Origin of the sequence: Shewanella morhuae, from assembly GCF_003028295.1 — a bacterium.
GTDB lineage: Bacteria > Pseudomonadota > Gammaproteobacteria > Enterobacterales > Shewanellaceae > Shewanella > Shewanella morhuae.
Genome location: NZ_PYSG01000002.1, coordinates 2,024,351 through 2,049,376, shown reverse-complemented (window position 1 = coordinate 2,049,376; position 25,026 = coordinate 2,024,351). Strand labels below are relative to the sequence as shown.

General features: G+C 45.7%; 18 protein-coding genes and 1 riboswitch. Of the genes, 6 read left to right on the top strand and 12 right to left on the bottom strand.

Annotation, left to right across the window (positions count from 1 at the left end):
• Positions 1-182: 182 nt before the first annotated feature.
• Positions 183-575: an H-NS histone family protein gene (locus C9I43_RS09385; protein WP_076499815.1), complete on the bottom strand. Its 393-nt coding sequence runs from the start codon at positions 573-575 to the stop codon at positions 183-185.
• 307 nt (positions 576-882) lie between these two features.
• Here C9I43_RS09385 and C9I43_RS09380 point away from each other — a divergent pair, with 307 nt between their 5' ends.
• The 3 genes from C9I43_RS09380 (at position 883) to C9I43_RS09370 (ending at position 4,499) form a co-directional block, all read left to right on the top strand.
• Complete coding sequence (locus C9I43_RS09380) at positions 883-1,632, top strand: electron transfer flavoprotein subunit beta/FixA family protein (RefSeq protein ID WP_107883264.1); 750 nt, start codon at positions 883-885, stop codon at positions 1,630-1,632.
• Positions 1,633-2,559, top strand: a complete 927-nt coding sequence (locus C9I43_RS09375) for an electron transfer flavoprotein subunit alpha/FixB family protein (protein WP_107883263.1) — start codon at positions 1,633-1,635, stop codon at positions 2,557-2,559. It abuts the gene before it with no gap.
• A gap of 95 nt (positions 2,560-2,654) precedes the next feature.
• A riboswitch (Lysine riboswitch) is annotated at positions 2,655-2,851 on the top strand.
• Between the two features lie 79 nt (positions 2,852-2,930).
• Complete coding sequence (locus C9I43_RS09370; RefSeq protein WP_076499821.1) at positions 2,931-4,499, top strand: Na+/H+ antiporter NhaC family protein; 1,569 nt, start codon at positions 2,931-2,933, stop codon at positions 4,497-4,499.
• Between the two features lie 354 nt (positions 4,500-4,853).
• Here C9I43_RS09370 and C9I43_RS09365 read toward each other — a convergent pair whose 3' ends face one another.
• Complete coding sequence (locus tag C9I43_RS09365) at positions 4,854-6,947, bottom strand: multiheme c-type cytochrome (protein WP_107883262.1); 2,094 nt, start codon at positions 6,945-6,947, stop codon at positions 4,854-4,856.
• Positions 6,948-7,483: 536 nt separating this feature from the next.
• On the opposite strand from C9I43_RS09365, the gene C9I43_RS09360 reads away from it, so the two are divergent.
• Together C9I43_RS09360 and C9I43_RS09355 are read left to right on the top strand one after the other, a co-directional pair.
• Positions 7,484-8,062, top strand: coding sequence for a thymidine kinase (locus C9I43_RS09360; protein ID WP_076499823.1), 579 nt, complete (start codon positions 7,484-7,486; stop codon positions 8,060-8,062).
• Positions 8,063-8,280: 218 nt separating this feature from the next.
• On the top strand, positions 8,281-11,358 hold the full coding sequence (locus tag C9I43_RS09355; RefSeq protein WP_107883261.1) for a transglycosylase domain-containing protein: 3,078 nt from the start codon (positions 8,281-8,283) through the stop codon (positions 11,356-11,358).
• Between the two features lie 161 nt (positions 11,359-11,519).
• Here the strand turns inward: C9I43_RS09355 and C9I43_RS09350 are convergent, their stop codons facing one another.
• The 10 genes from C9I43_RS09350 to C9I43_RS09305 all read right to left on the bottom strand — a co-directional run bounded on the left by C9I43_RS09350 (position 11,520) and on the right by C9I43_RS09305 (position 22,644).
• Complete coding sequence (locus C9I43_RS09350; RefSeq protein ID WP_107883260.1) at positions 11,520-12,671, bottom strand: PQQ-dependent sugar dehydrogenase; 1,152 nt, start codon at positions 12,669-12,671, stop codon at positions 11,520-11,522.
• A gap of 135 nt (positions 12,672-12,806) precedes the next feature.
• On the bottom strand, positions 12,807-13,568 hold the full coding sequence (locus C9I43_RS09345) for a sulfite exporter TauE/SafE family protein (protein WP_107883259.1): 762 nt from the start codon (positions 13,566-13,568) through the stop codon (positions 12,807-12,809).
• Positions 13,569-13,785: 217 nt separating this feature from the next.
• Positions 13,786-14,442, bottom strand: coding sequence for a 3-oxoacid CoA-transferase subunit B (locus C9I43_RS09340; RefSeq protein WP_076499827.1), 657 nt, complete (start codon positions 14,440-14,442; stop codon positions 13,786-13,788).
• 45 nt (positions 14,443-14,487) lie between these two features.
• Entirely contained in the window at positions 14,488-15,192 is a 705-nt protein-coding gene (locus C9I43_RS09335; RefSeq protein ID WP_107883258.1) for a CoA transferase subunit A, read from the bottom strand.
• A 61-nt stretch (positions 15,193-15,253) separates the two neighbouring features.
• On the bottom strand, positions 15,254-16,198 hold the full coding sequence (locus C9I43_RS09330; RefSeq protein WP_107883257.1) for a hydroxymethylglutaryl-CoA lyase: 945 nt from the start codon (positions 16,196-16,198) through the stop codon (positions 15,254-15,256).
• 1 nt (position 16,199) lies between these two features.
• Entirely contained in the window at positions 16,200-18,260 is a 2,061-nt protein-coding gene (locus C9I43_RS09325) for an acetyl/propionyl/methylcrotonyl-CoA carboxylase subunit alpha (RefSeq protein ID WP_107883256.1), read from the bottom strand.
• A complete protein-coding gene (locus C9I43_RS09320; protein WP_107883255.1) occupies positions 18,261-19,121 on the bottom strand; it encodes an enoyl-CoA hydratase-related protein in 861 nt (286 codons plus the stop codon).
• Between the two features lie 46 nt (positions 19,122-19,167).
• Entirely contained in the window at positions 19,168-20,775 is a 1,608-nt protein-coding gene (locus C9I43_RS09315; protein WP_107883254.1) for a carboxyl transferase domain-containing protein, read from the bottom strand.
• A 113-nt stretch (positions 20,776-20,888) separates the two neighbouring features.
• The gene (locus tag C9I43_RS09310) at positions 20,889-22,058 is read right to left on the bottom strand and encodes an isovaleryl-CoA dehydrogenase (protein WP_076499841.1); all 1,170 of its coding nucleotides are present in this window, start codon (positions 22,056-22,058) and stop codon (positions 20,889-20,891) included.
• A 178-nt stretch (positions 22,059-22,236) separates the two neighbouring features.
• Positions 22,237-22,644: a MerR family transcriptional regulator gene (locus C9I43_RS09305; protein WP_076499843.1), complete on the bottom strand. Its 408-nt coding sequence runs from the start codon at positions 22,642-22,644 to the stop codon at positions 22,237-22,239.
• A 289-nt stretch (positions 22,645-22,933) separates the two neighbouring features.
• Here C9I43_RS09305 and C9I43_RS09300 point away from each other — a divergent pair, with 289 nt between their 5' ends.
• Positions 22,934-24,892: a propionyl-CoA synthetase gene (locus tag C9I43_RS09300; RefSeq protein WP_107883253.1), complete on the top strand. Its 1,959-nt coding sequence runs from the start codon at positions 22,934-22,936 to the stop codon at positions 24,890-24,892.
• Positions 24,893-25,026: the final 134 nt, after the last annotated feature.

Sequence of the window (25,026 nt, the reverse complement as noted above, 5' to 3'; positions counted from 1 at the left end):
AGTAAGAGTGAATAAAGATTAACTTAAAGCAGATGTAAATACTAAGATTGAATTGTAACGTAATTTAAGTATGGAATTGCGGGTTGTAGCTTTAGATTAAAATAAAGGGGATATAAAAAAGCCCGCAAGAATGCGAGCTTTATGCAAAATAGGGTGAGATGTTGGACTCATCTATTACCCGATTAGATTAAGAAATCTTCCATAGAACGACCTTTGTTGATCTCGTTCTTAAATACAGTTGGCATACGGCCTTGACCAGTCCACTGAACCATTTCACCATCAACTTCAATTTGGTATTTCGCTGGGCGAGGAGCGCGTTTCTTTGCTGTTGCTTTAACAGCGGTGCCACCTAAGTCATCAATAGATAAACCAACGGCTTCCATTTGCTGACGGATTTCTTCAATTTTAGCATTACGAGCTGCCATGGCTTGTTCTTCTTCCTCGGCCATAGACTCGCGTTCTACTAAAATCTTATTCAATTTTTCGGCTAAATCACGTAGTTCTTCAACGCTAAGTTCTTTTACTGCCGCTTTAAAACGACGACCATGCGTTAATATTTCTAAAAATTCGTTCATATCTATTTTAGTCCTACTCAATTTTTAATACAGGATAATGGTGAACAACCCCTGAATGATAGAAACTAATATACCTCGAATCAAATAAAATTACGCATTTAATCAAAATTAAATATTATTTATTTTTGAACTTTTAACATTGAGCTAATTAAGTGTGTTAAAAAAAGGTCGATCAAGCTTATTAAAAATGCAAACAAGCGTTTTACTTTGGTTGACGTTAACGTTAACAGGACGTAAAGTTGCGGTATCTTGCATTGGTATTAACCAATGTGTGTCCATGTACATGAAAGTGTAGAAAGGAAACCCTATGAAAGTATTGGTGCCCGTTAAACGCGTTGTTGATGCCAATGTAAAGGTCAGGGTTAAAGCTGACAATACCAGTGTTGATACCGCAAACCTAAAAATGGCGTTAAACCCTTTTTGTGAAATCGCAGTTGAAGAAGCGGTTCGTTTAAAAGAAGCGGGTAGCGCTACAGAAGTGGTGGTAGTGAGTATTGGCGGTAAAGCGGTGCAAGAACAGCTGCGTACCGCGCTAGCATTAGGTGCTGATCGCGCTATTCATATTGAGACTGACGAAAGTCTAGTGCCATTATCTATCGCTAAATTACTTAAAGCAGTACAAGACAAAGAGCAGGCTGAACTGGTGATTTTTGGTAAGCAGTCAATTGACGGTGACAATAATCAAACCGGCCAAATGTTTGCTGCATTGATGGATATGCCGCAGGCGACTTTTGCTTCAGAAATCAAATTAGAAGCGAATGGATTACAAGTTACCCGTGAGATTGACGGTGGAATGCAAACGCTACAATTACCTTTACCGGCGGTCGTCACGGCTGATTTACGTTTGAACGAACCGCGCTACGCCTCACTGCCCAACATCATGAAAGCGAAGCGTAAGCCATTAGATGTATTCACTGTGGCGGATTTAGGGGTGACGTTAAAGAGTCACCAAACGATTGTTAAGGTCACTCCGCCAGCAGAACGTAAAGCAGGCATCATGGTAGCGTCGGTAACAGAGCTAGTTGAAAAGTTAAAAAACGAAGCGAAGGTGATCTAAATGGCCATTTTAGTATTAGCTGAACATGATAATAGCGCGCTGAAACTGGATACTGCGAAAATAGTTACCGCTGCTCGCGCTATCGGTGATGAAGTGCATGTTTTAGTTGCTGGTCACCAATGTGATGCAGTTGTCAAAGCGGCGCAAACGCTGCAAGGTGTTAGCCAAGTACTCGTGGCCGATGCCAGCGTGTATCAAGCGCACTTAGCTGAAAACTTTGCTAAGTTGCTGGTGGACTTAGCACCAAGTTATGGCCACATTTTGGCCTCGGCTTCGAGTCTAGGTAAAGATACACTGCCACGCGTGGCGGCATTGCTCGATGTAGCGCAAATCTCTGAAGTGATAGCGGTAGTGAGTGCTGACACCTTTGTGCGTCCAATCTATGCGGGTAACGCCTTAGAAACACTGCAAAGCCTTGATGCCATCAAAGTGATGACGGTGCGCGCCAGTGCCTTTGATGCAGCATCAGAAGGCAACAACGCGGCTGTGATGACACTCGATAAAGTGTTTGAAGCGAAAACACAGTTTGTATCGCAATCACTGACGGTTTCTGAACGACCAGAACTCGGTAATGCGGGTATTATTGTCTCTGGTGGTCGAGGTATGGGCAGTGGTGAAAACTTTGGCATGTTAGAGCAGCTAGCTGACAAACTTGGTGCAGCAGTGGGTGCATCGCGTGCTGCTGTTGATGCAGGCTTTGTGTCAAACGATTTACAAGTCGGTCAAACAGGTAAAATTGTCGCACCTAACTTGTATATTGCTGTTGGTATCTCAGGGGCAATTCAGCATTTAGCGGGCATGAAAGACGCCAAAGTTATCGTTGCTATCAACAAAGATCCCGAAGCGCCAATTTTCCAAGTGGCCGACTATGGGTTAGTTGCTGACCTATTTGAGGCTGTGCCTGAGCTTATCTCTTGCCTCGGTTGATTTTATTTGCGATCTAGATCACACTAAGCGGCTTTGCACTAGCATCAGCTCAGCCGCTTATGTTTTTATGTGCCACGCGCTCGAGTACGAGCGTTCTTAGAAGTAGAGGTGCGCCAAATATCAGTAGTAATCAGTAGGGTGATTCCGTTGATCGATTATGAAAGGATTTGGTGCCGAAGCTGTTCGATTTATCACAATCAACGGCTGGGACTGCGCCTAATAGGTGCAGCACTGCCATAGTATTTTCCAATATGGATAATGGAAATAGTTACTATGGAGCGCTACTGATAGGACAGGTGACCTTGGGTATCTATTGCCTTCCCCCACCAGTTCAGTCGCCCTCCATTCGTATTTAACGAAGATAATAATCAATGACTGTTATGAATTATGCCGATTCGGCACTTTCCTTGTTGCCGCCTGCGGTGGCGATTGTGTTGGCAATTTTTACTCGCCGTGTACTACTTTCTTTGGGGCTAGGTATCTTGATTGGCGCTTTATTGCTCAATCAATTTTCACCCTTAGCCACAGGTGAATTTGTATTTAATGGCGTTAAAGGACTTTTTTGGACGAGTGAAGGCCTTAATTCGTGGAATTTATATATTCTTGGCTTCTTAATTGTACTGGGAATGATCACCGCGTTAATTACGGTAAGTGGCAGCGCTCGGGCTTTTGCCGATTGGGCTCGTTTACATATTCGTAATAAGCGTGACGCTAAACTATTAACCATGTTTCTAGGTTGCGTAGTGTTTATTGATGATTATTTCAATAGCTTAGTCGTTGGTTCTGTCGCAAGACCTGTGACTGACCGTTATTATATTTCCCGCGCTAAGTTAGCTTATTTACTCGATTCTACAGCTGCGCCAGTATGCGTGATTTCTCCGGTTTCAAGTTGGGGCGCGTATATTATTGCCCTCATCGGCGGAATATTAACCGCCCATGGTTTTGCCGATACAGGCCATTTGAGTATTTTTATTCAAATGATCCCCATGAATTTTTATGCCATCTTCTCCTTATTATTATTACTTTTTGTGGTGTTTATGGGATTAGATGTTGGGCCAATGCGCGAGCATGAGCTTAATGCCCAACGGGGTAGTTTATACGATGAGTCAAAAGGGTTACCGCCAGGGGCGAACGCCGATTTACCCGAAGCGGAAACCGGTAAGATCTTAGGATTATTTCTGCCTATTATCGCGTTAGTGTTTGCCACCTTATATTTTATGGTTAGCAGCGGGGCTCAAGTATTAGCCACTGAAGGGATTGAGTTTAATATCATTTCCGCTTTTGAGAAAACCGATGTTAGTTCATCACTGTTCTTTGGTGCGTTAATTGGCTTAGCCATTTCGTTACTGTTGAATTTAATACAGGGCGTTGAAAAGTCGATGATAGTCAAAGGTGTTGTGCAGGGCGCTCGCTCTATGCTGCCGGCGATTTATATCCTGTTGTTTGCTTGGACGATTGCAGGTGTAATTGGTCAACTCGAAACCGGTAAGTTTATGGCGAGCTTAGCGACAGGTAATATTCCGTTCGCTTTTTTGCCTGCGTTAATGTTTGTGTTAGCGGGTATTACTGCGTTTTCTACCGGAACTAGCTGGGGCACGTTCGGTATCATGTTGCCGATAGCGGCTGATATGGCGATGGGAAGTCACACTAGCATGATGTTACCTATGCTTGCCTCTGTGCTGGCTGGCGCGGTATTTGGCGATCATTGCTCGCCCATTTCAGATACCACTATTTTGTCGTCAACAGGGGCCAGTTGCCACCATATCGACCATGTGGTCACTCAGCTACCCTATGCCCTTATCGCGGCATTTATTAGCTTGGCGGGTTATGTGGTGCTTGGTTTTACCGAGTCAGTGGTAGCAGGATTAGTGGCTTGTAGTGTGGTATTTGTGCTCAGTATTATTGTGCTTAAAATAAAATCTAAAGAGGCGATTATCTAAAACGATAATTGCAATCTCTTACTATCCATAAATCAGCCAGCATTATGCTGGCTGATTTATTTGGATTAATACTGGGTTTTGCTATGAACGCGAGCAAAATTGGGCAATGAGTTGTCCACTAACATGCGTTTAAATTCAAAGATGAAACCAATACTATGACCATAGATAGCGCATTCTTCTTCATTGACGTTAAGGTTAATCGATTAATTGAACTTTAAATGATTGCAGCGAGCGGTATTTGAATAAAAAAGGAGCCCCATATTAGTGAGGCTCCTTTGGCAATTTCCTTGCAGGGAAATAGATACCATTCTTACTGATTACTTGCTCGTTTCTAAATCATGTAATGATGATTAGTTAACGAGTAAAGTTATGGTATTTATCAATACCCGCGCTTTTACCTGTGCTATGGCATACAGCACAAGACTCAGAGGTCGGTTGCTTAAACCAATCAGCCACACTTGGCACGCTGATTTCACCACCATTGCTTGCCATATGTGCCTTAGCTGAATCATTTGTGTGGCAGGCATAACAGTTAGCGGTGACAGGGCTGGTCATTTTATTGCCGGGTTCTAAAATGTATTGATTTGGAATGTTATCTAAATCAATCGCTTTAGCATGGCAAGCAACACAGCTAGTCACTGGATTAATAGCCCCAGCACCATTAGCGGTTTTTGCTTGAGTTCCATCAGCACTAACTTCACCCACTTTAGCACCATTGCCCCAATGCCAGCTGTGAACCATAGGACCAAAACCTGCGCCTAAAGCTGCTGAGGTACGCGCCATACCGTTGTCATGACAAGCAATACACCCATTACCACCATTATCGAAGGCACCATCTTTATGGAACGCAGTGGCATCGTTATGGCACGTTGTGCAGCTGTTCGCGCTGACTATTTCACGGCGTTCAAAAGCTGATACTTTTGCTCCAGTGGTTGGGTTAACAACATCTGAGTAGGCGGTAAAGGATACGCCCATAGAGCCATCATATCCGTCAGTTCTTAGGCTGCCATTGCTTTGATAACGTTGATTGCCATCGTCTGCCATCCAACCTGCGGTAGTAAATGTGACGCGGGCTGAATAAGCATAGTTAGCATTCACTGCAGTGATATCAGTCAATAAGTGACAGATATTTTTAGTGCCATCGGCATTATAACCATAGTAGTAGTTAGTGCGATTGCCTGGACGACCGACTAAGCTGCCATTTTCATAGGAATGTAAATAAGCACCGGCATAGACAATCGGTTTAGCTGCATTAAATACTGTGGTGTAATTAAATTTATCTTTGATATTAACAAGATTACCATCGATATCTTTTACCGTTAGGGTAGTACACCAACCTGGTGCGTTGACGGTCATTGCTGCAGTCGTTGGGGCGTAATGATCCGTTTTAGTCGAAATGTCATCTACTTTTACAGGTGTCGATAATGCTACTTTGTACTTAGCGCGTATGGCTTTGCGCTCAGTGATACCGGCTTTGTTTTCGTGCAAAATACGTAAATCGGCACCACTACTTGGGATTACAGCACCAGGTACGCCGCCACTGTCATGACAATCAATACAGCCAGGTCCTGCTACGTTAATGTTGGTAGGCGCTTCAACGTGGCAAGATGTACAGTTTTGTACTGAAAAGTCTTTAGTAAATTTTTGATGATTAATATGACCAATTTTAGACAGGGTGTTGGTCGCATAACTACCAGTTGAGAAGCCTTCAGCGTTTACTACAGCGCGGCTGACTGAGCCATGACATACTAAACAGCCCTCTACAAAGGTGACTTCACTGTCCATACCGGTTGCAACATAGTTTGCGTGGTGACGAGGGCTGGTAGCGTAATCGACGTGACATGAGTAGCAACTGTCTGTTGTCGTTGAATGAGTTCCTTCAGGTTTGTTAACGACTAACGGTTTAGATGTGGCAATACCATCGTTACCACCGACACGCAACCAAACAATACCTTCAGTGCCCGGGTTTACAACTTTCATGGGGACTTTAAATTGATAATGTCCATCGGCTAATGCTGTTAATTCTGCACCCGTTGTTGCTTGCGATCCTTCACCGCCAATATGGACATTATCAGCAATACCGTTTTTATCTGCTTCGGTACGGTTAGTGATAAAGCCTTTGTCTGTTAATGCTGCTACTTTGGCTTGTGCGTTCAGCAGCCCGTTGATTAAATTGTTGTTTTCATCTGTAACTTCAAATTCGTAACTAATACTGCCTTCTCCAAAGCTGTAGTTGATTACTTTGACGTTGGTCATCGTTGAGCTAGTGACTGCTGGCGGGGTACTTGGTTCTCCTGGGGTGCCAGGAATTCCGGGTGTACCTGGTGTTCCTGGTGTTCCTGGAACTCCCTGAGCGCCATCATCACCATCGCTTCCACAGCCAACAAGGGCGCCGGTTAGCGCTAAGGCAACGACATATGCCAGTTTTCTCGAAGTGAAAATTCTCATTCTTATCTCCATGTGATCCAATACGCGAATAAAGGACGGAGGGAAGCACTAAAATTTGCAGGGTAGATCAGTGCATTAACCGCTGGTTTTCATTCGCTCGTTATCGAATACTTTCTTTTTTTAATTGAGCACGATTTGTCTCGAATGGGATGATAGTGTTAACGGTATGTTTGTTTTTTGAGCAGGGTCCCATTTGCACCTATTACTTTGGGGGTAGATCTCAATTTTGCAATTTAGTGTTTATCACTTTTTACTTATAAAACAATAATTAAGTTTCAGTTAAGCTTGGGGTAACAATTTTGTTGTAATTGAGTTTTTTTGGTTGCATTTGTTTAATTAGGAACCGAGTTAGCTTGATAGGAGGTGCTATAGATGGTTGTGGAATAAAATAATGGATAACTTGGCATATTAGTCAATTTCATCAGAAAAGCTTAACGTCAGCTAGTGTTCTGATGTGAAACGCAATGTTAGACTAGCAACTAATTTAGCTCTGGTGACAGAGACGTATAGGTAACGTTTTTAAAAGGGTATAAGTCTTGGCTCAATTGTATTTTTATTACTCAGCAATGAACGCGGGGAAATCCACTTCTTTATTGCAGTCATCCTACAACTACCGCGAACGTGGTATGAACACCTTGGTGATGACAGCTTCGATAGACGACCGATACGGTAAAGGTAAAGTCGCGTCGCGTATTGGTATTGAGACCGAGGCACAGGTTTTTAGCAGTCAAGATGATTTAACGCAGATGATTACCGAGGTACATCAAGCCACGCCTTTAAGCTGTGTGTTGGTTGACGAATGCCAATTTCTGAGCAAAGAACAAGTTAAGCAACTTACACATGTGGTCGATAATATTGACATTCCTGTGCTCTGTTATGGTTTAAGAACTGATTTCCAAGGCGAGCTTTTTACCGGCAGTCATTATTTATTAGCTTGGGCTGATAAATTAGTTGAATTAAAAACCATATGCCATTGTGGCCGTAAAGCTAACATGGTGGTGCGTCTTGATGGTGAAGGTAAAGTGATGCGCGAAGGTGAGCAAGTCGCTATTGGTGGTAATGAAAGTTACGAATCAGTGTGTCGTAAGCATTTTCGAGAGTTCATTTGGGATTAGTATTATTCGTTACGACGGCCTCGTTAACGGTTGTGGGTCATGGATATGGCTGTTTATGGTGAATAAAGACGTGGCGAATAAATCATAGTGAATCAAAGTCGTAGATACAAAAATGGATAATTAAGGCTAAGTGAGTTTGCTATATTGCCTTATATGAGTGGCAACGGATTTGCTGAGTTGCATGAAAGATGTTTGTTTGAGTATTATTTGGAGCTGTTTTGCCTAATTCCACGTCTGAGATGAAGTTCGAAAATTATCGTCCTCGTCCGCCACAACCAGAGCCCAAGGTTAAAGAAAAACTACCGCGTAAAGCCAGATCAAAGGGGCGAGTGTGGTTTCTGTTTTTTATTCTTATTTGCTGCGCGGCGCTGCTGATTGGGCTTGAAGTTAAAACCTCCTATTATCAAGCCAAATACATCAATCAATATGCTAAAACGCTCACCTACGATTTAGATAATGCGCCGAGCCAAGCGGTTATTTACCCTAGTTATGGGCCTTTTGATGAACGCCATGGCTACAGTAAATTGCCGTTTTATATCGACAGATTATTGCAGCGTAATTTTCAGGTAACGCAACAGGTCGCGTTTTCGCCCGCGTTGCAACAATATGCCAAATTAGGTTTTTTCCCTCCATATCATGAAAAAGCCCAATCAGGGCTCACGTTACTCGATTGTCGTAATACCGATTTGTACGAGTTTACGTATCCCAAAAGGGTTTATCAGGATAGCGATAAAATCCCCAATGAAATCGTCAATACTTTATTATTTATTGAAAATCGTGAGTTGTGGACTACAGAAGCTAAACTTAACCCTGTGATTGATTGGCCACGTTTTGTGGTGGCGGGGATGAGTCAAATTGCTGAAATGGTCGGCATGAATGTTTCTACTGCTGGTGGCAGTACGCTGGCAACACAGATTGAGAAATTCCGTCATTCTTCCCAAGGTTTAACCTTAAGTATTAAGGATAAATTGCTGCAAATTGGTTCTGCCAGTGTGCGTGTTTACCAACATAGTGAAAATACTGAGCCTGCACGTAAGCGCATTGTGCAAGATTATCTAAATACAGTCCCGCTCTCTTCAGCGCCTAACCATGGTGAAGTCCATGGCATTGGCGATGGCTTATGGGCTTGGTTTGGTACCGATTTTGATACCGCTAACCAATTGTTATCCTCACCACAAATCAAGGGCAATGTAGCTAAACGTGGGCAGGTATTTCGTCAAGTGGTTGCTTTGATGATTGCCCAGCGACGCCCATCTTATTATTTATTGCAAGGCCATGAAGACCTTGAGAATTTAGTCGATAGCCATATTCGGCTACTTGGCCAGTATTATCTTATTGACCGTGGTTTGCGTGATGCCGCTCTCGCGCAGAAATTACATTTTAAAGTCGTTAAACCACAGCGCAACATTCAATCAGGAACCGACAAAGGTGTTAACACAGTACGCATTCGCACCGCAGGTATGCTAAATGTGGGCTTATACGATTTAGATAGGCTCGATTTAACGGTAAAAAGCAGCTTACACAGTGACTTGCAGCAACAAGTGAGCCATTACTTACGCAGCCTTGCGCAAGTATCTGCTGCGGAACAAGTTGGGCTACTGGGTGAGCGTCTGCTTGAGCCAAGCCAGTTACAAAATGTACTTTATAGTTTTACGCTTTATGAGCGAACTGATACCGCTAACCGCGTTCGGGTGCAAACCGACAGTACCGACCAACCCTTTGATATTAATGAAGGCAGTAAGCTAGAGTTGGGTTCAACCGCTAAATTGCGGGTAATGGCAACATACTTAGAAATTATCGCTGAGATCCACGATAAATATGCTAAGAAACACGGTATTGAATTGGAATCGATCATTATCGAACCGCGGGATCACTTAACTCGTTGGGCGATTGATTACTTGATTGTTAACCCTGGCAGGCGTTTAGATCGCATGCTAGATGCTGCCCTGCAGCGAGAATATTCAGCTTCAGCCAGTGAGCAATTCTTTACTGGTGGTGGTTTGCATGTATTTAATAACTTTAAAAAAACGGAAGATCTTAAAACTCCGACACTCTATCAAGCCCTGCAGGATTCGATTAACTTACCCTTTGTAAGGTTGATGCGTGACATAGTCAACTACAGTAGCAGTATGCAAAATGAGGGCAATATGGCCCAGCTACTGCGTAGTGATAAAGACCCGCGCCGTGACGAATATTTGCGAGTATTTGCCGATCGCGAAGGCAATACGTTTGTGACTAAGTTTTATCGTAAGTATAAAAAAATCGCCGCGAATGAGCGTTTTGCTATGTTTTTTGATGGCCAATCTCAGTCAGAACAACAATTAACCGCGGCGTACCGCTATTTATTGCCCGATGAGCCTATTTCGGCATTTAAAACGTTTATACAGCAAAGAATACCGCGAGTGAGCTATACCGATCGCCGTATTAAGGAACTGTACAACAAATACGGCCCTGATAAATTTAATCTGCCCGATCAAGGTTATATTGCGCGAGTACACCCGTTGGAATTATGGGTGCTGGATTATTTAAACCATAACCCCGAGGCCAACTTAAGTGATGTCAAACAGGCGAGTGAAGCGCAGCGCCAAGAAGTTTACCGTTGGCTGTTTAGAACGCGCCATAAAAACGCCCGTGACGTTCGGGTGCAAGTGATGCTTGAGGTCGAAGCCTTCCTCGACATACATCAGCGTTGGGCGCGTTTAGGTTATCCCTTTGATTCTATGGTGCCATCTTTAGGCTCGGCGCTTGGTAGCTCCGGCGATAGACCCGCAGCGTTAGCTGAGCTTATGGGCATTATTCAAAATGACGGTTATCGTTTGCCAACGGTGCGGATTAATCAGCTGCATTTTGCGAAAGATACACCCTATGAAGTCACATTGGATAATCAAAATACCCAAGGTGAGCGCGTGATGCGCCATGAAGTGGCACAAGCTTTAAAAGCCGCATTAGCCAACGTGGTGCAAAACGGTACAGCTAGGCGTTTAAAGGGTATTTTTACCGATGAGCAAGGCGGCATGTTGCCTATCGGCGGTAAAACCGGCACCGGCGATAACCGTATTGTGACTCAAATGCAGCAAGGTAAAAGAGTGGCAACCACAGCTATGAACCGTACTGCGACCTTCGTGTTTTATCTCGGTGATAGATATTTTGGTACTTTGACCGCCTTCGTGCCCGGCAGTAAATCCGATGACTTTAGTTTTACTTCGGCGCTGCCATTACAAGTGATGAAAGGCATGATGCCTATTCTGTCTCCCTATGTGAAAACAGAGCAGAGCATGTGCGTGGTAAATGAATAAAGGCAGGAATTTAGTGCCGCGCTAACAACCGTAAGCTAACCATAAAGAGCATTTTAAGAATGCTCTTTATGGTATTTTTCTGACATTAGCCGCTTAAACTTTTGGTTGATTGAGCTTATTACTGTGGGTAAAGCGCTGTTATTAAAGTGCAATGCTTAAGATTATTGCGGTGAGATCTGGTAAATTTTTGATTTAGCTTCATCGGTCACAAGATAAATTAGCCCATCAGGCCCTTGCACAACGGTGCGTAATCTTTGCCCCAGTTCGGTTTTTAGCAGGCGTTCTTCTTTAATAATCTTGTCGCCATCAAGTACTAAACGCACCAGTGTTTTTTCTTTTAAACTGGCGAGTAAAATATTATTTTGCCACTGCGGAAATTTATCTCCGGTGTAAAATATAAAGCCCGCGGTGGCAATTGAGGGGACCCATTTGTAGACGGGTTGCTCCATTCCAGCTTTGTGGGTGCCTTCGCCAATTTTACCGCCGCCATAATTCTCACCATAGGTAATCACAGGCCAGCCATAGTTTTTGGCCGCTTGGTCAATATTCAGTTCATCGCCGCCCTGCGGTCCATGCTCACCAGTCCACAATACTTTGCTGGTGGGATTAATGGCCGCGCCTTGCATATTACGGTGACCAATAGACCAGATCTCGGGCAAAGCGCCCGCCGTATTGACGAAGGGGTTATTCTGAGGCACAGAGCCATCGGCATTAATCCGCACGACTTTGCCTAAATGATTGTCTAACGTTTGGGCTTTATCTTTTTCACTGTAGCGATCGCCAAGCGTGATAAATAAAGTACCGTCAGGCGCCCACACCAAACGAGATCCAAAATGGTGGCCACTGTTTATTTTAGGTTGCTGGCTAAAAACGTGGGTGAGATTTTCAAGCTTGTTGCCATTGAGCACTGCAAAACTGACCGCAGTGCTATTGAGTTCGCTTGCCTCACCTTCAGCGGGTTCGGCATAACTGAAATAGATTTTTTGGCTGGTGGCAAAATCAGGCGCAAGTACCACATCAAGTAAACCACCTTGACCCTTGGCATACATCGGCGGTAAACCCGTTAGTGGTTCTCCCACTTTTCCTGTTGTGCTGACAATGCGCATTCTTCCGGCGCGTTCAGTCACTAGCATGTTGCCGTCGGGTAAAAATGCCATACCCCAGATATTTTCTAATCCTTCAGCGATGGTTTTTATCTGGATATTTCCCGCTTCTGTTTTGACATTAAGGGGGGCAGCGCGAGTGACTTCAGCGTAAACCTCTGCTTGGAATGCAAAAAGGCACAGGGCAAGAGTTAAGGTGGTCCGTTTCATAGCTATCCTTTAGTAACAGTGCTTTCCTAAATGCTAGGGCAGGGTAATAAAAAAATCGGTAACATACGCGCAGTTTATCGGCATAGTGGATCACGTACAAAAGCAAACGTATAAAAAGCCTAATGTATGAACAACCTAGCGTATAAAAAAGCCTAGTGCCATCGCTAAACCCACTATCACAATAAAACCTCGCAGTAATGGTTGTGAAATACGATAGGCCAGCACTGCGCCCACATAACCGCCGATGATTGCCATAACGGCCAGTAGTAACAGATATTGTCCATCGATGACATTACCCACGGCATAAATCACTACCGCAATGGCGGTTAGTAGAGCGGATATTAAATTTTTAAGTCCGTTCATCCCATGTAGATTGGTTTGACCCATCAGCCCAAAGCTGGCGAGTAAGATAATACCTAAGCCGCCATTAAAATAACCACCATAAATACACACAGCGGCTAGCATTAAAAGCGCTGTTATTGGGCGTAATGCCGGCGTAGAAGAGGTACTCATGCCTTGCAATGCCATTCTTCTCTTGATTAGCCAAGGGCCAATAATAAAGGCTGCAGTGGCCAGTAAAATTAGCCAAGGGATCAGTGTTGCGAACACTTGCTCGCTGGTGGTTAATAAAATGCCTGCACCAATACTGCCGCCGATGAGGGCAATCAAGATGAGATTTTTAAAGCTAAGGCTGGCAGGATATTCGATATCTTTTCTAAAGCGCCAAGCACTGGCGATATAACCGGGGAGTAGCGCTGCGGTCCCCGTAGCATTGGCCGCTATTGGCGGCACACCAACGAACACTAATGCTAAAAGCGTAATAAAGCTGCCACCGCCTGCTACGGCATTGAGCATGCCGCCTAAAAAACCTGCAAGTGCAATAATAAGCCAGTCCATAGAAAAAATCCTTTGGGCAATTAGTAATTTTATCTGAGAGTTAACAAGGTGTTTGTCGTTATGATGTAATCAACACACACTACCCTAGCAGGATGATTTGGGTATTGAAAGTTAAGTATTAACCGGAGGTGATGTTTGATACCGGAGCGCTTGATTAATATAAAAAGCCTAGAGACACTCTCTAGGCTTAGGTTAGCAAAGCAGGGACAACAAAATGTTAAAATGTCATTTCTGGCACATGCTCTGGCACGATTAACTTACCGGCTGTTTTGCTAATGATTTCGTCAACACTCACGCCAGGAGCGCGCTCTAAAAGATGAAACGCGCCATTTTTGATTTCGATAAAAGCTAAATCCGTCACTACGCGTTTAATGCAGCCGTAACCTGTCAGTGGCAATTCACACACGCTTAGCAGTTTAGAATTACCGTATTTGTCGGCGTGCATCATAGTCACGATAATGTTTTCAGCGCCAGCAACTAAATCCATCGCGCCGCCCATGCCTTTAATTAATTTTCCGGGGATCATCCACGAGGCGATAGAACCGTTAACATCGACCTCGAAGGCGCCCAGAACCGTTAAATCCACGTGGCCGCCACGGATCATGGCAAAACTTTCCGCCGATGAGAAAAACGAGGCGCCTTTGACTGCGGTAACCGTTTGTTTGCCGGCGTTGATTAAATCAGGGTCTATGGTGTCTTCGGTGGGGAATTCGCCCATGCCGAGTAGGCCGTTTTCCGATTGCAACATGACTTCCATACCGCTTGGAATATAGTTAGCCACCAGTGTAGGAATACCAATACCTAGGTTGACGTAGTAACCGTCTTTTAATTCTTTGGCGACGCGTTGAGCCAATTGTTCTCTTGATAATGCCATGATAATTATCCTTTGATATCCGTTCTTTAATCCGCAGTACGACGCTTATTTAGTCGCTTTTACTGTGCGCTGCTCGATACGTTTTTCGAACGTGCCTTGAATCACGCGGTCAACATAAATGCCCGGCGTATGGATATGATCGGGGTCTAACTCGCCCGGCTCGACAATAAATTCGGCTTCTACCACGGTAATTTTACCGGCGGTCGCCATCATAGGATTAAAGTTGGCGGCGGTTTTACGAAACACCAGATTACCCATGGTATCGGCTTTCCATGCGCGCACTAACGCAAAATCAGCAGTCAGCGATTCTTCTAACACGTAATGGCGGCCTTTGATTTCGCGGGTTTCTTTGCCATCAGCCACTGGCGTGCCATAGCCCGTGGCGGTGAAAAATGCCGGAATACCTGCGCCACCTGCGCGGATTTTTTCCGCTAGCGTACCTTGGGGAGTCAAAATCACGTTCAATTCGCCAGAGAGCATTTGCTGTTCAAAGGTTGCGTTCTCGCCTACATAAGATGCAATCATCGTCGCGATTTGGTGATGTTTTAACAGTAAACCTAGGCCAAAATCATCAACGCCAGCATTGTTTGAAATTGCCGTTAAGCCTTTAACGCCCATCTTAACCATTTGATTGATTAAGCCTTCTGGAATGCCGCATAGGCCAAAGCCGCCGACCATTATGGTCATATCGTTAGATAAGCCTTTCAATGCTTCTTCATAGCTGCTGACGACTTTATTGAGTCCTGCCATTGTGATGTCCTCTTATATACGCGCTAAATATCAGTATTTTTTGTTCTATTTGGTTATTGGTTTATTTGGCTAATAGGGCCGTGGCGACTTTTGAACCATTTTTGCGGTTCAATTGGGTGCTGATAGCTTGACCCGCTAACGCGAGTTTTTGTAACTCGATACCTGTCTCTAATCCCATACCATGCAGCATATACACTAAGTCTTCGGTGGCTAAATTGCCCGATGCGCCTTTGGCATAAGGGCATCCACCAAGACCGGCTACGGAGGAGTCAAATACTCGCACGCCTAAATCTAAGCAGGCCAAAATGTTGGCGAGTGCTTGGCCGTAGGTGTCGTGAAAGTGCAATGCCAGTTTATCAATCGGTACGCGCTCGCTCACGGTTTGCAGCATTCTACGGGCTTTTTTCGGCGTACCGATACCGATAGTGTCGCCGAGTGATATTTCGTAACAGCCCATTTTATAAAGGATTTCAGACACGCGAGCTACCTCACTGACCGCAATCTCACCTTCGTAGGGGCAACCGAGCACACAGGATACATAACCGCGCACTGGAATATTGTTAGCTTTTGCTAATTCCATCAAAGGAATAAAGCGTTCAATCGATTCTTCTATCGAGCAGTTGATATTGCGCTGACTAAAGCTTTGTGAGGCAGCGCCAAATATTGCCACCTCACTGGCTTTTGCATTCAGTGCCTGTTCAAAACCTTTAACGTTGGGCGTGAGTGCGCTATACACCACACCGCTTTGACGCTGTATTTGCGCGAATACATCGGCTGAATCAGCCATTTGTGGCACCCATTTAGGTGACACAAAGCTGCCGACTTCGATGCGCTTAAGCCCTGCATCTGCCAGAGATTCAATTAAAGCGACTTTAGCAGCGGTGGGTACGGCGACTTCATTTTGTAGTCCGTCGCGTGCGCCCATCTCAAAAATGCTCACGCTGTCACTTTGAGGTTTTTTACCCCAACTTGTTTGTTTGCTGCTATCACTCGTTTTCCAAGACATCTTAAGCTTCCTTGCTCGCTGTTTGCTCGTCGTCAGATGCTAATAATAATGGCTCTAGCGGCTCAACATTGAGCAAGGTTGTACCATCGGTTACCAGCTCGCCGGCCTTAAAGTAGAATTCAGTGACAGTGCCATCAAAGGGCGCTTCAATGGTGTATTCCATTTTCATGGCTTCCATCACCAATAAACCTTGGCCCGCTTTCACTTCGCTGCCCACATCAACTAAATGGGTCACGACTGTACCGTTCATCGGTGCTTTTAATTTGTCTGCACTGCTGGCTTGTTCTTCAACAACGACAGTTTGCACTGCTTTAAAGTGATAGCTGCCAGAAGGTAAAAATAGCGTAAAGTCATCGCCCTGTGCGCTCACTGGCACTTTACTCTTATGGCCGTTGATTTCGGCGAGCAGTAAGTCTTGTTTCAGTTCACCATTTAAAATCCAGTCCTGGCCGTGCAGTGGTAGCTGATACATGCCGCCTAAATCGAGCATTACTAACTGCTGCAATTCATGGGCGTCATCGAGCAGGGCAATATTGTGTTGGCTACAACTGTTAAGTCTAAAGCCACTCACTTGACCCCAAGGCGAGTAGGGATCAGCACTGTTAATGGCCAGTGCTTTAGCGGCTTCTTTACGGGCAAGCACTTGATACAGCGCGGCAAAGGCAAGCGCAGTATCGGCTTCGCTCGAGGCCGTACCAATTAAGGTATCGCCATAGCGGCCAATAAAGTCAGTGCTAAAGTCGGCATTGGCAAATGCTGGGTGCTCGGCAATGTTCGCTAAAAACTCAATGTTGTGCTTAAGACCGCTGATTTGATAAGACTCTAACGCATGCACTAAACGTTGCAGGGCGCGCGGACGCGATTCATCCCAGACGATAAGTTTGGCAATCATAGGATCGTAAAAGTTACTGATCACATCATTTTCGCGAATGCCTGAGTCGATACGGACAAACTTACTTTGCTCGGGTTCGCGTAGAAAATTGAGCTTACCACTAGCGGGTAAAAACTCATTTTGCGGATCTTCGGCGTAAATACGCACTTCAAATGAATGGCCGTGAATACGCACTTCATCTTGCTTAAGGGGCAGAGGCTGACCGCTGGCGACCAGCAATTGCCATTTAACTAAATCTTGGCCAGTGACCATTTCAGTGACGGGATGCTCCACTTGTAGACGGGTGTTCATCTCCATGAAATAGAAGCTATTGTCCGTATCTAGCAGAAATTCTATTGTGCCAGCGCCAACATAATCGATGGCTTTAGCTGCTGCCACTGCCGCTGCACCCATCTGGGCGCGCAGTGTATCGCTTAACCCTGGAGCTGGTGCTTCCTCAACCACTTTTTGGTGGCGACGTTGAATTGAACAATCGCGATCCGACAGGTAAATAGCATTGCCAAAAGTGTCGGCAAACACTTGCACTTCAACATGGCGCGGCTGGCGTAAATAACGTTCCATCAATAACTTATCGTTACCAAAAGAAGAGGCCGCCTCACGGCGCGCTGAGTTAACGGCTTCCATGATTTCGCCTTCGTTCTCGACAATACGCATGCCTTTACCGCCGCCGCCATAAGCCGCTTTAATCAGCATAGGGAAGCCGATTTTCAGTGCTTCAGCTTTTAGCACTGCATCACTCTGGTCATCACCATGATAACCGGGTACTAACGGCACGTTTGCCGCTGTCATAATCGATTTGGCGGCACTTTTGCTGCCCATGGCATCGATAGCATCACTGCCTGGGCCAACAAAGGCGATGCCTGCAGCCTCACATTTACGGGCAAAGTCGGCATTTTCAGATAAAAATCCGTAACCTGGATGAATAGCTTGTGCACCGGCTTTTTTGGCGATGTCGATAATCAAATCGCCCTTTAAATAGGAGTCTGCTGGCGCGCTGCCGCCTAAGTAGAAAGACTCGTCGGCCATGGCGACATGGCGCGCTTCTTTATCTGCATCGGAATATAAGGCAACGGTGCGAACGCCCATGGCATGGGCAGTTTTGATGATGCGGCAGGCAATTTCACCCCGGTTAGCAATTAATAGTTTGGTAAACATGTGCTTAGTAGACATCTAACGTGCTCCTTGGGTTTCACTTGGCGTTGGCTCTGACATTGCTGCGGCTTGCAGCCAGTTCGGCTGACGTTTTTCAAAAAAGGCGTTTAAGCCTTCTTGACCCTCAGTCGATACCCGAATGCGCGCGATACGCTCGCTAGTGTAATCAATGGTGTCTTGGTCTATCACGCCATCTTCAAGGCGCGACAGCAGTGTTTTTACCCACGCCATACCCTGTGGGCTATTGGCCAGCAGCGCGTCGATAATCGGCTTAGCTGCGGCGTCTAAGTCATCACAGATTTCACTGATAACATTAAGCTTAAGGGCGGTTTCTGCACTAAAGCGTTCGGCGGTCAGCATATAGCGGCGCGAGGCACGGTTGCCCATAGTGCGGGCAACATAAGGGCTTATTACCGCAGGAATTAACCCCAGTTTTACTTCGCTTAAACAAAAGCTGGCGCGGCTTGTCGCGATAGCGATATCACTAGCGCAAATCAGCCCCAACGCGCCGCCAAAGGCTGCACCTTGCACTAATGCAATGGTGGGCTTAGGAAAGGTGTCTAAATCCTGCATCAGTTTAGCGAGGGCTTTGGCATCATTTAGATTTTGCTCAAAGTCCATTTTGGCTTGCTTACGCATCCAATTGAGGTCAGCGCCAGCGCTGAAATTTTTGCCATTGGCTTTGAGTACCAACACTTGGCATTGCTTGTGCTCAGCAAAATAGCTAAGTACAGCAATCATCTCGCTAATCATCACTTCATCGAAGGCGTTGTGCACTTCTGCTCGGTTAAGGATTAACTCGGCAACGCCGTTATTGAGCGCGTAGCTCACGTGTTGTAAGTTGCTTAACGTGTGTGGTATTGGTTGTGAACTTGTCATGGTCGTTTCCCTATCTTGTTGATATGTCATTATCTACACGCATGAATTACATGCGGAACACACCAAAGCGAGTGTCTTCGATAGGAGCATTTAACGCTGCAGATAGGGCAAGGCCTACCACATCGCGGGTTTGCGCTGGGTCGATAATACCGTCATCCCATAAACGGGCGCTGGCATGGTACGGATGACCTTCTTTATCGTACTGGGCAACAATCGGTGCTTTAAAGGCTTTTTCATCCTCAAGTGACCACTCCTCACCTTTTCGGGCTAAACCGTCGCGGCGCACAGTGGCGAGAACGCCAGCCGCTTGCTCGCCACCCATCACAGAAATACGGGCGTTAGGCCACATCCACATCATGGTTGGCTCGAATGCGCGGCCACACATGCCGTAGTTACCCGCACCGTAGCTGCCGCCAATTATCACTGTAAATTTAGGCACATTGGCGCAGGATACTGCGGTCACCATCTTGGCGCCATGTTTAGCAATACCTTCGTGTTCGTACTTTTTACCCACCATAAAGCCGGTAATGTTTTGCAGGAACAGCAGCGGAATTTTGCGCTGACAACACAACTCAATAAAGTGCGCGCCTTTTTGTGCCGATTCAGAAAATAGAATGCCGTTGTTAGCGACAATACCCACTGGGTAGCCGTGAATACGGGCAAAGCCGCACACTAAGGTTGCGCCATAGTTGGCTTTAAACTCATCAAAATCAGAGTCATCGACGATACGGGCAATCACTTCTTTGACATCAAAGGGCTTTTTCAAGTCGGTGCCGACAATGCCATATAGTTCACTAATGTCGAATTTTGGCGGTTTGACTGGGCTTAACAGCGATTTAATTTCTTTTTGATGATTAAGGCGTGATACGGCGCGGCGCGCTAACTCTAAAGCATGATCGTCGTTTTGGGCTAAATGATCGGCTACGCCAGATATTTTGGTGTGCACATCGGCGCCGCCCAGTTCTTCGGCGCTGACTTCTTCACCGGTAGCTGCCTTCACTAATGGCGGGCCTGCTAAAAAGATAGTACCTTGATCTTTGACGATAATAGACTCATCTGCCATCGCAGGCACATAAGCGCCACCTGCAGTACACAGACCCATCACCACAGCAATTTGTGGGATACCCTTGGCCGACATTTGCGCTTGATTGTAAAAAATACGGCCAAAATGTTCGCGGTCTGGAAATACTTCGTCTTGGCGGGGTAGGTTAGCGCCGCCTGAGTCGACTAAATAGATACAAGGCAAGTGACAACGGCTGGCAATATCTTGGGCGCGAAGGTGTTTTTTAACCGTAATCGGGTAGTAAGTGCCGCCTTTTACCGTGGCATCGTTGGCGATGATCATGCACTCGACGCCGCTCACGCGGCCAATACCAGCAATAATGCCTGCAGCGGGTACTTCTTCGTCATAGACTTCAAACGCCGCAAATTGCGACAGTTCTAAAAAGGGCGATCCCGCATCGAGCAGTTTTTCAACTCGTTGACGTGGCAGTAATTTACCGCGGGATAAATGACGCTCTAGCGCTACAGGGCCGCCACCAAGTTCGATTTTAGCCAGCTTAGTTTTAAGATCGGCCACTAGGGCGGCCATATCATCGGATTTTGCTTTAAATTCATCGCTACGGGCGTTGATACGACTGCTTATTTGCGTCACTTTTATTGTCCTTCTAAAGCGGAAATTCGGTATTACTTGGCTCGAATGGGTGGCGCAAACTGTAGTTACAGTGAGGGGCTACCCATTCACTTGTGAGATTATTTGAACTCGCGTTATTTCGACTCATTGAACAATTCGCGGCCAATCAACATACGGCGAATTTCAGAAGTACCCGCGCCAATTTCATACAGCTTAGCATCACGCAGTAAACGGCCTGCGGCGTATTCGTTCACATAACCGTTGCCGCCCAGTAATTGAATGGCATCCAGTGCCATTTTAGTTGCGAGTTCTGCGCTATACAGAATCGCGCCAGCAGCATCTTTACGGGTGGTTTCACCGCGATCGCAGGACTTTGCCACAGCATAAACGTAGGATTTGGCGGCATTCATACCGGTGTACATGTCGGCTAATTTACCTTGTACCAGTTGGAATTCACCGATAGATTTGCCAAATTGTTCACGTTCGTGCACGTAAGGCACAACGATATCCATACAGGCGTTCATGATCCCTAATGGACCGCCAGACAGTACAACACGCTCATAATCTAAGCCGCTCATCAGTACTTTTACGCCGTTGTTGAGGCCGCCTAAAATGTTTTCTTCTGGCACTTCCACATCTTCAAACACTAATTCGCAGGTGTTAGAGCCGCGCATGCCGAGTTTGTCGAGTTTTTGCGCTTGGCTAAAACCTTTAGAATCTCGCTCAACGATAAAAGCGGTAATACCGTGTGCGCCTTTGGTTAGGTCGGTTTTAGCGTAAATCACATAGGTGTGGGCATCGGGGCCGTTGGTGATCCACATTTTGTTGCCGTTTAAGATAAAACGGTCGCCTTCTTTGCGGGCGTGTAACTTCATTGAGACTACGTCAGAACCAGCGTTTGGCTCACTCATAGCCAGTGCACCAATATGCTCACCGCTCACTAACTTAGGCAGATACTTAGCTTTTTGTGCGGCTGTGCCGTTACGGTTGATTTGATTTACGCACAGATTTGAGTGGGCGCCGTAGCTTAGGCCGATAGAGGCCGATGCGCGGGAGATTTCTTCCATTGCCACGACGTGGGCAAGATAGCCCATATTTGCGCCGCCGAACTCTTCTGGCACAGTGACGCCTAGCAGCCCCATTCCCCCTAGTACAGGCCAAAGCTCATTGGGAAAGGCGTTATCTTGGTCTACTTTTGCGGCAATTGGGGCAATTTCATGGGCGGCAAAATCTTGCACCGCATCGCGCAGCATATCGACGTCTTCGCCTAGGCCAAAATTCAGACTGGTGTAGAGTGAGTTCATTGCTTGTGTCCTTTCAAATGTTCTAATTTCAGATGTTTAAATTTCTGATATGTAAATTTATAGTTTTTATGATTTTTAGGTGCTTGAGTCTTTTAAATCTTGTACTTAAAGTGCTTACATCCTGCGTTTTTAGGCCTTATAGCCAATCATATTGACTTGATCTTGTTTCAACGGGGATTTAGGCTTTTGTCGTTTTGTTATCTTCTAAGGCTAAACGGCACTGTTGTTCGGCGGAATTGAGCTCCATCAATACCACTTTAATGTCATCCATTTGCTGTTGTAGGGCATATTTCTTTTCTTCTACTAGCGCCAGCATGGTATTGAGTTGTGAGGTGCTGCTCTTGTCGGCATCGTATAACTCAAACAAGCGGCGAGTTTCGGCCAATGAAAAGCCTAAGCGTTTACCGCGAAGAATCAGCTTGAGACGGACCCTGTCTTTAAGGCTATAAATACGGGTTTGACCACGGCGCTTAGGCTTAAGCAATCCTTGGTCTTCGTAAAAACGAATACTACGCGTCGTGATATCAAACTCTTTTGAGAGATCACTAATCGAGTAAGTCGTTTGTGGTGTGTTCGTTGCGCTCATCATGCACCCTAAATAATCAATTTCAAGCAAGATATATGAAGTTTACGTAAAGGTAAAGATTTAGGCTTTATTCTAGGCGCAAAAAGGTGTCAATCCCAATTGCCACAAGCCTGTATCGCTTGATTGAAACGAGTGCTTTAAATTAGTGTTCTCACATAAAACCACAAATATCTTCTGGTTATAGGCTAACGTCTAATAGTGGGCTTGGTGCACCCCTGTTAATAATGGTTGTTGGAAGGGGTAGTTATTGTGGCTGACGATTTTAGCCGCAGTCCTGATTGGAGGACATATGTTGACCGAACAGCAAAATGCATCTGTAGCGCAAGCCACAAATCAAAAACAGAACCAACAAAAACATCAAGCGTTGCATCAAGCATCCTTGCTTAATAAAGCCGAATTCTGGGGAGAAGCGGCCAAGGCGCTCGATTGGATTAAACCCGCTAAAACGGTGCTCGATGAGTCGCAGGCGCCGTTTTACCATTGGTTTGCCGATGGTGAAATGAACACTTGTTATAATGCTGTAGACCGCCATGTGCTCGCTGGACGCGGCGATCAAATCGCTATCCAATATGTGAGCCCAGTAACGGATACAGAATACGGCATTAGCTATGCGGAGCTGCAAGCTCAAGTGAGCCGACTCGCAGGCTTTATGCAATCCATTGGTATTGGCAAGGGCGACCGCGTGGTGATTTATATGCCAATGGTGCCAGAAACGGCTTTTGCTATGCTGGCCTGTGCCCGTATCGGCGCGATTCATTCTGTGGTCTTTGGTGGTTTTGCCGCCAATGAACTCGCAACGCGGATTAACGATGCCAAACCTAAATTGGTACTGTCGGCATCCTGCGGTATCGAGCCTTCGGGTGTTATCCCTTATAAGCCTTTGTTAGATAAAGCCTTGGCACAAGCTGTCCATCAAGTTGATCATTGCCTGATTTTGAATCGTAGCCAGTGTCATGCCGATTTGCTTGAGGGCCGTGATTTAGATTGGCAAGCTGCGTTAGCCACGGCACCTTGGGCGGATTGCGCTGCGCTTAAGGCTACCGATCCTTTGTATGTGCTTTATACCTCTGGCACTACGGGTCAGCCTAAAGGAGTGGTGCGTGATAATGGCGGCCACGCTGTGGCTCTGACTTGGTCGATGCAGCATATTTACGATATACAAGCGGGCGATGTATTTTGGGCAGCGTCCGATGTGGGCTGGGTTGTGGGTCATTCTTACATTGTGTACGGGCCATTGCTGATGGGCGCTACGACTTTAATGTATGAGGGCAAACCTGTTGGTACGCCCGATCCAGGAGCCTTTTGGCGTACGATTGCCAAATACAAGGTCAAAAGTTTTTTTACTGCGCCGACGGCCATTCGCGCGATCAAGCGTGAAGATCCCGACGGTGAATATCTGCAGGGCGTTGATTTAACTTGTCTTAAAAATGTTTTTTTGGCAGGGGAGCGTTGCGATCCTGATACCTTGGTTTGGGCACATGCTCAGCTTGCAAAACCGATTATCGATCATTGGTGGCAAACAGAGACTGGTTGGCCAGTAGCGGCCAATTTAATGGGCACGGCTCCTGTCGCTATTAAACCGGGGTCGCCTGCTTTACCTGTACCGGGATATGCCGTTGAAGTAGTGGATGAACTGGGTGAGCAAGTTGCGCCCAATACCTCTGGGAATGTGGTGATCAAACTGCCTTTGCCGCCGGGCACCTTGACGACACTGTGGCAAAATGATCAACGCTATCAAGACAGTTACTTGTCTATGTATCCAGGTTATTACTTAACTGGCGATGCGGGTTACACCGATGAAGATGGTTATCTTTACATTATGAGCCGTATCGATGACATCATAAACGTGGCGGGCCACAGGTTATCGACCGGACGTTTTGAAGAGGTATTATGTCAACATCCCGATGTAGCTGAAGCAGCGGTGATTGGTGTTGATGATCAGCTTAAAGGTCAAGTGCCATTAGGATTGGTAGTGCTGAAAAAGGGCGTAACGATCAGTGATGAAGAATTGCATAAGCAGTTAATCACCTTGGTGCGCCAAGAGATTGGTCCCGTCGCCTCCTTTAGGTTAGTCAGTGCGATTCAAAAATTACCCAAAACGCGCTCTGGTAAAATTTTACGCGGAACAATGCGTAAAATTGCTGATAATCAGCAATATACTGCGCCAGCGACCATAGAAGATCCGCAAACGTTAGAGCTAGTGCGTACAGCACTTACTCGCATGGGTTATGCCGATGCTTTAGTGTAAAATCCTATAACAAAGCTGAAATATCAAGGCGATAGTAAACTAACCAAGTTTACTATCGCCTTTTTTGTTTATTGTATTAATGATTAGGTAAAATCAACGATTGAAGTTTTTACCTTAAATTTGTTAGTCTTGAA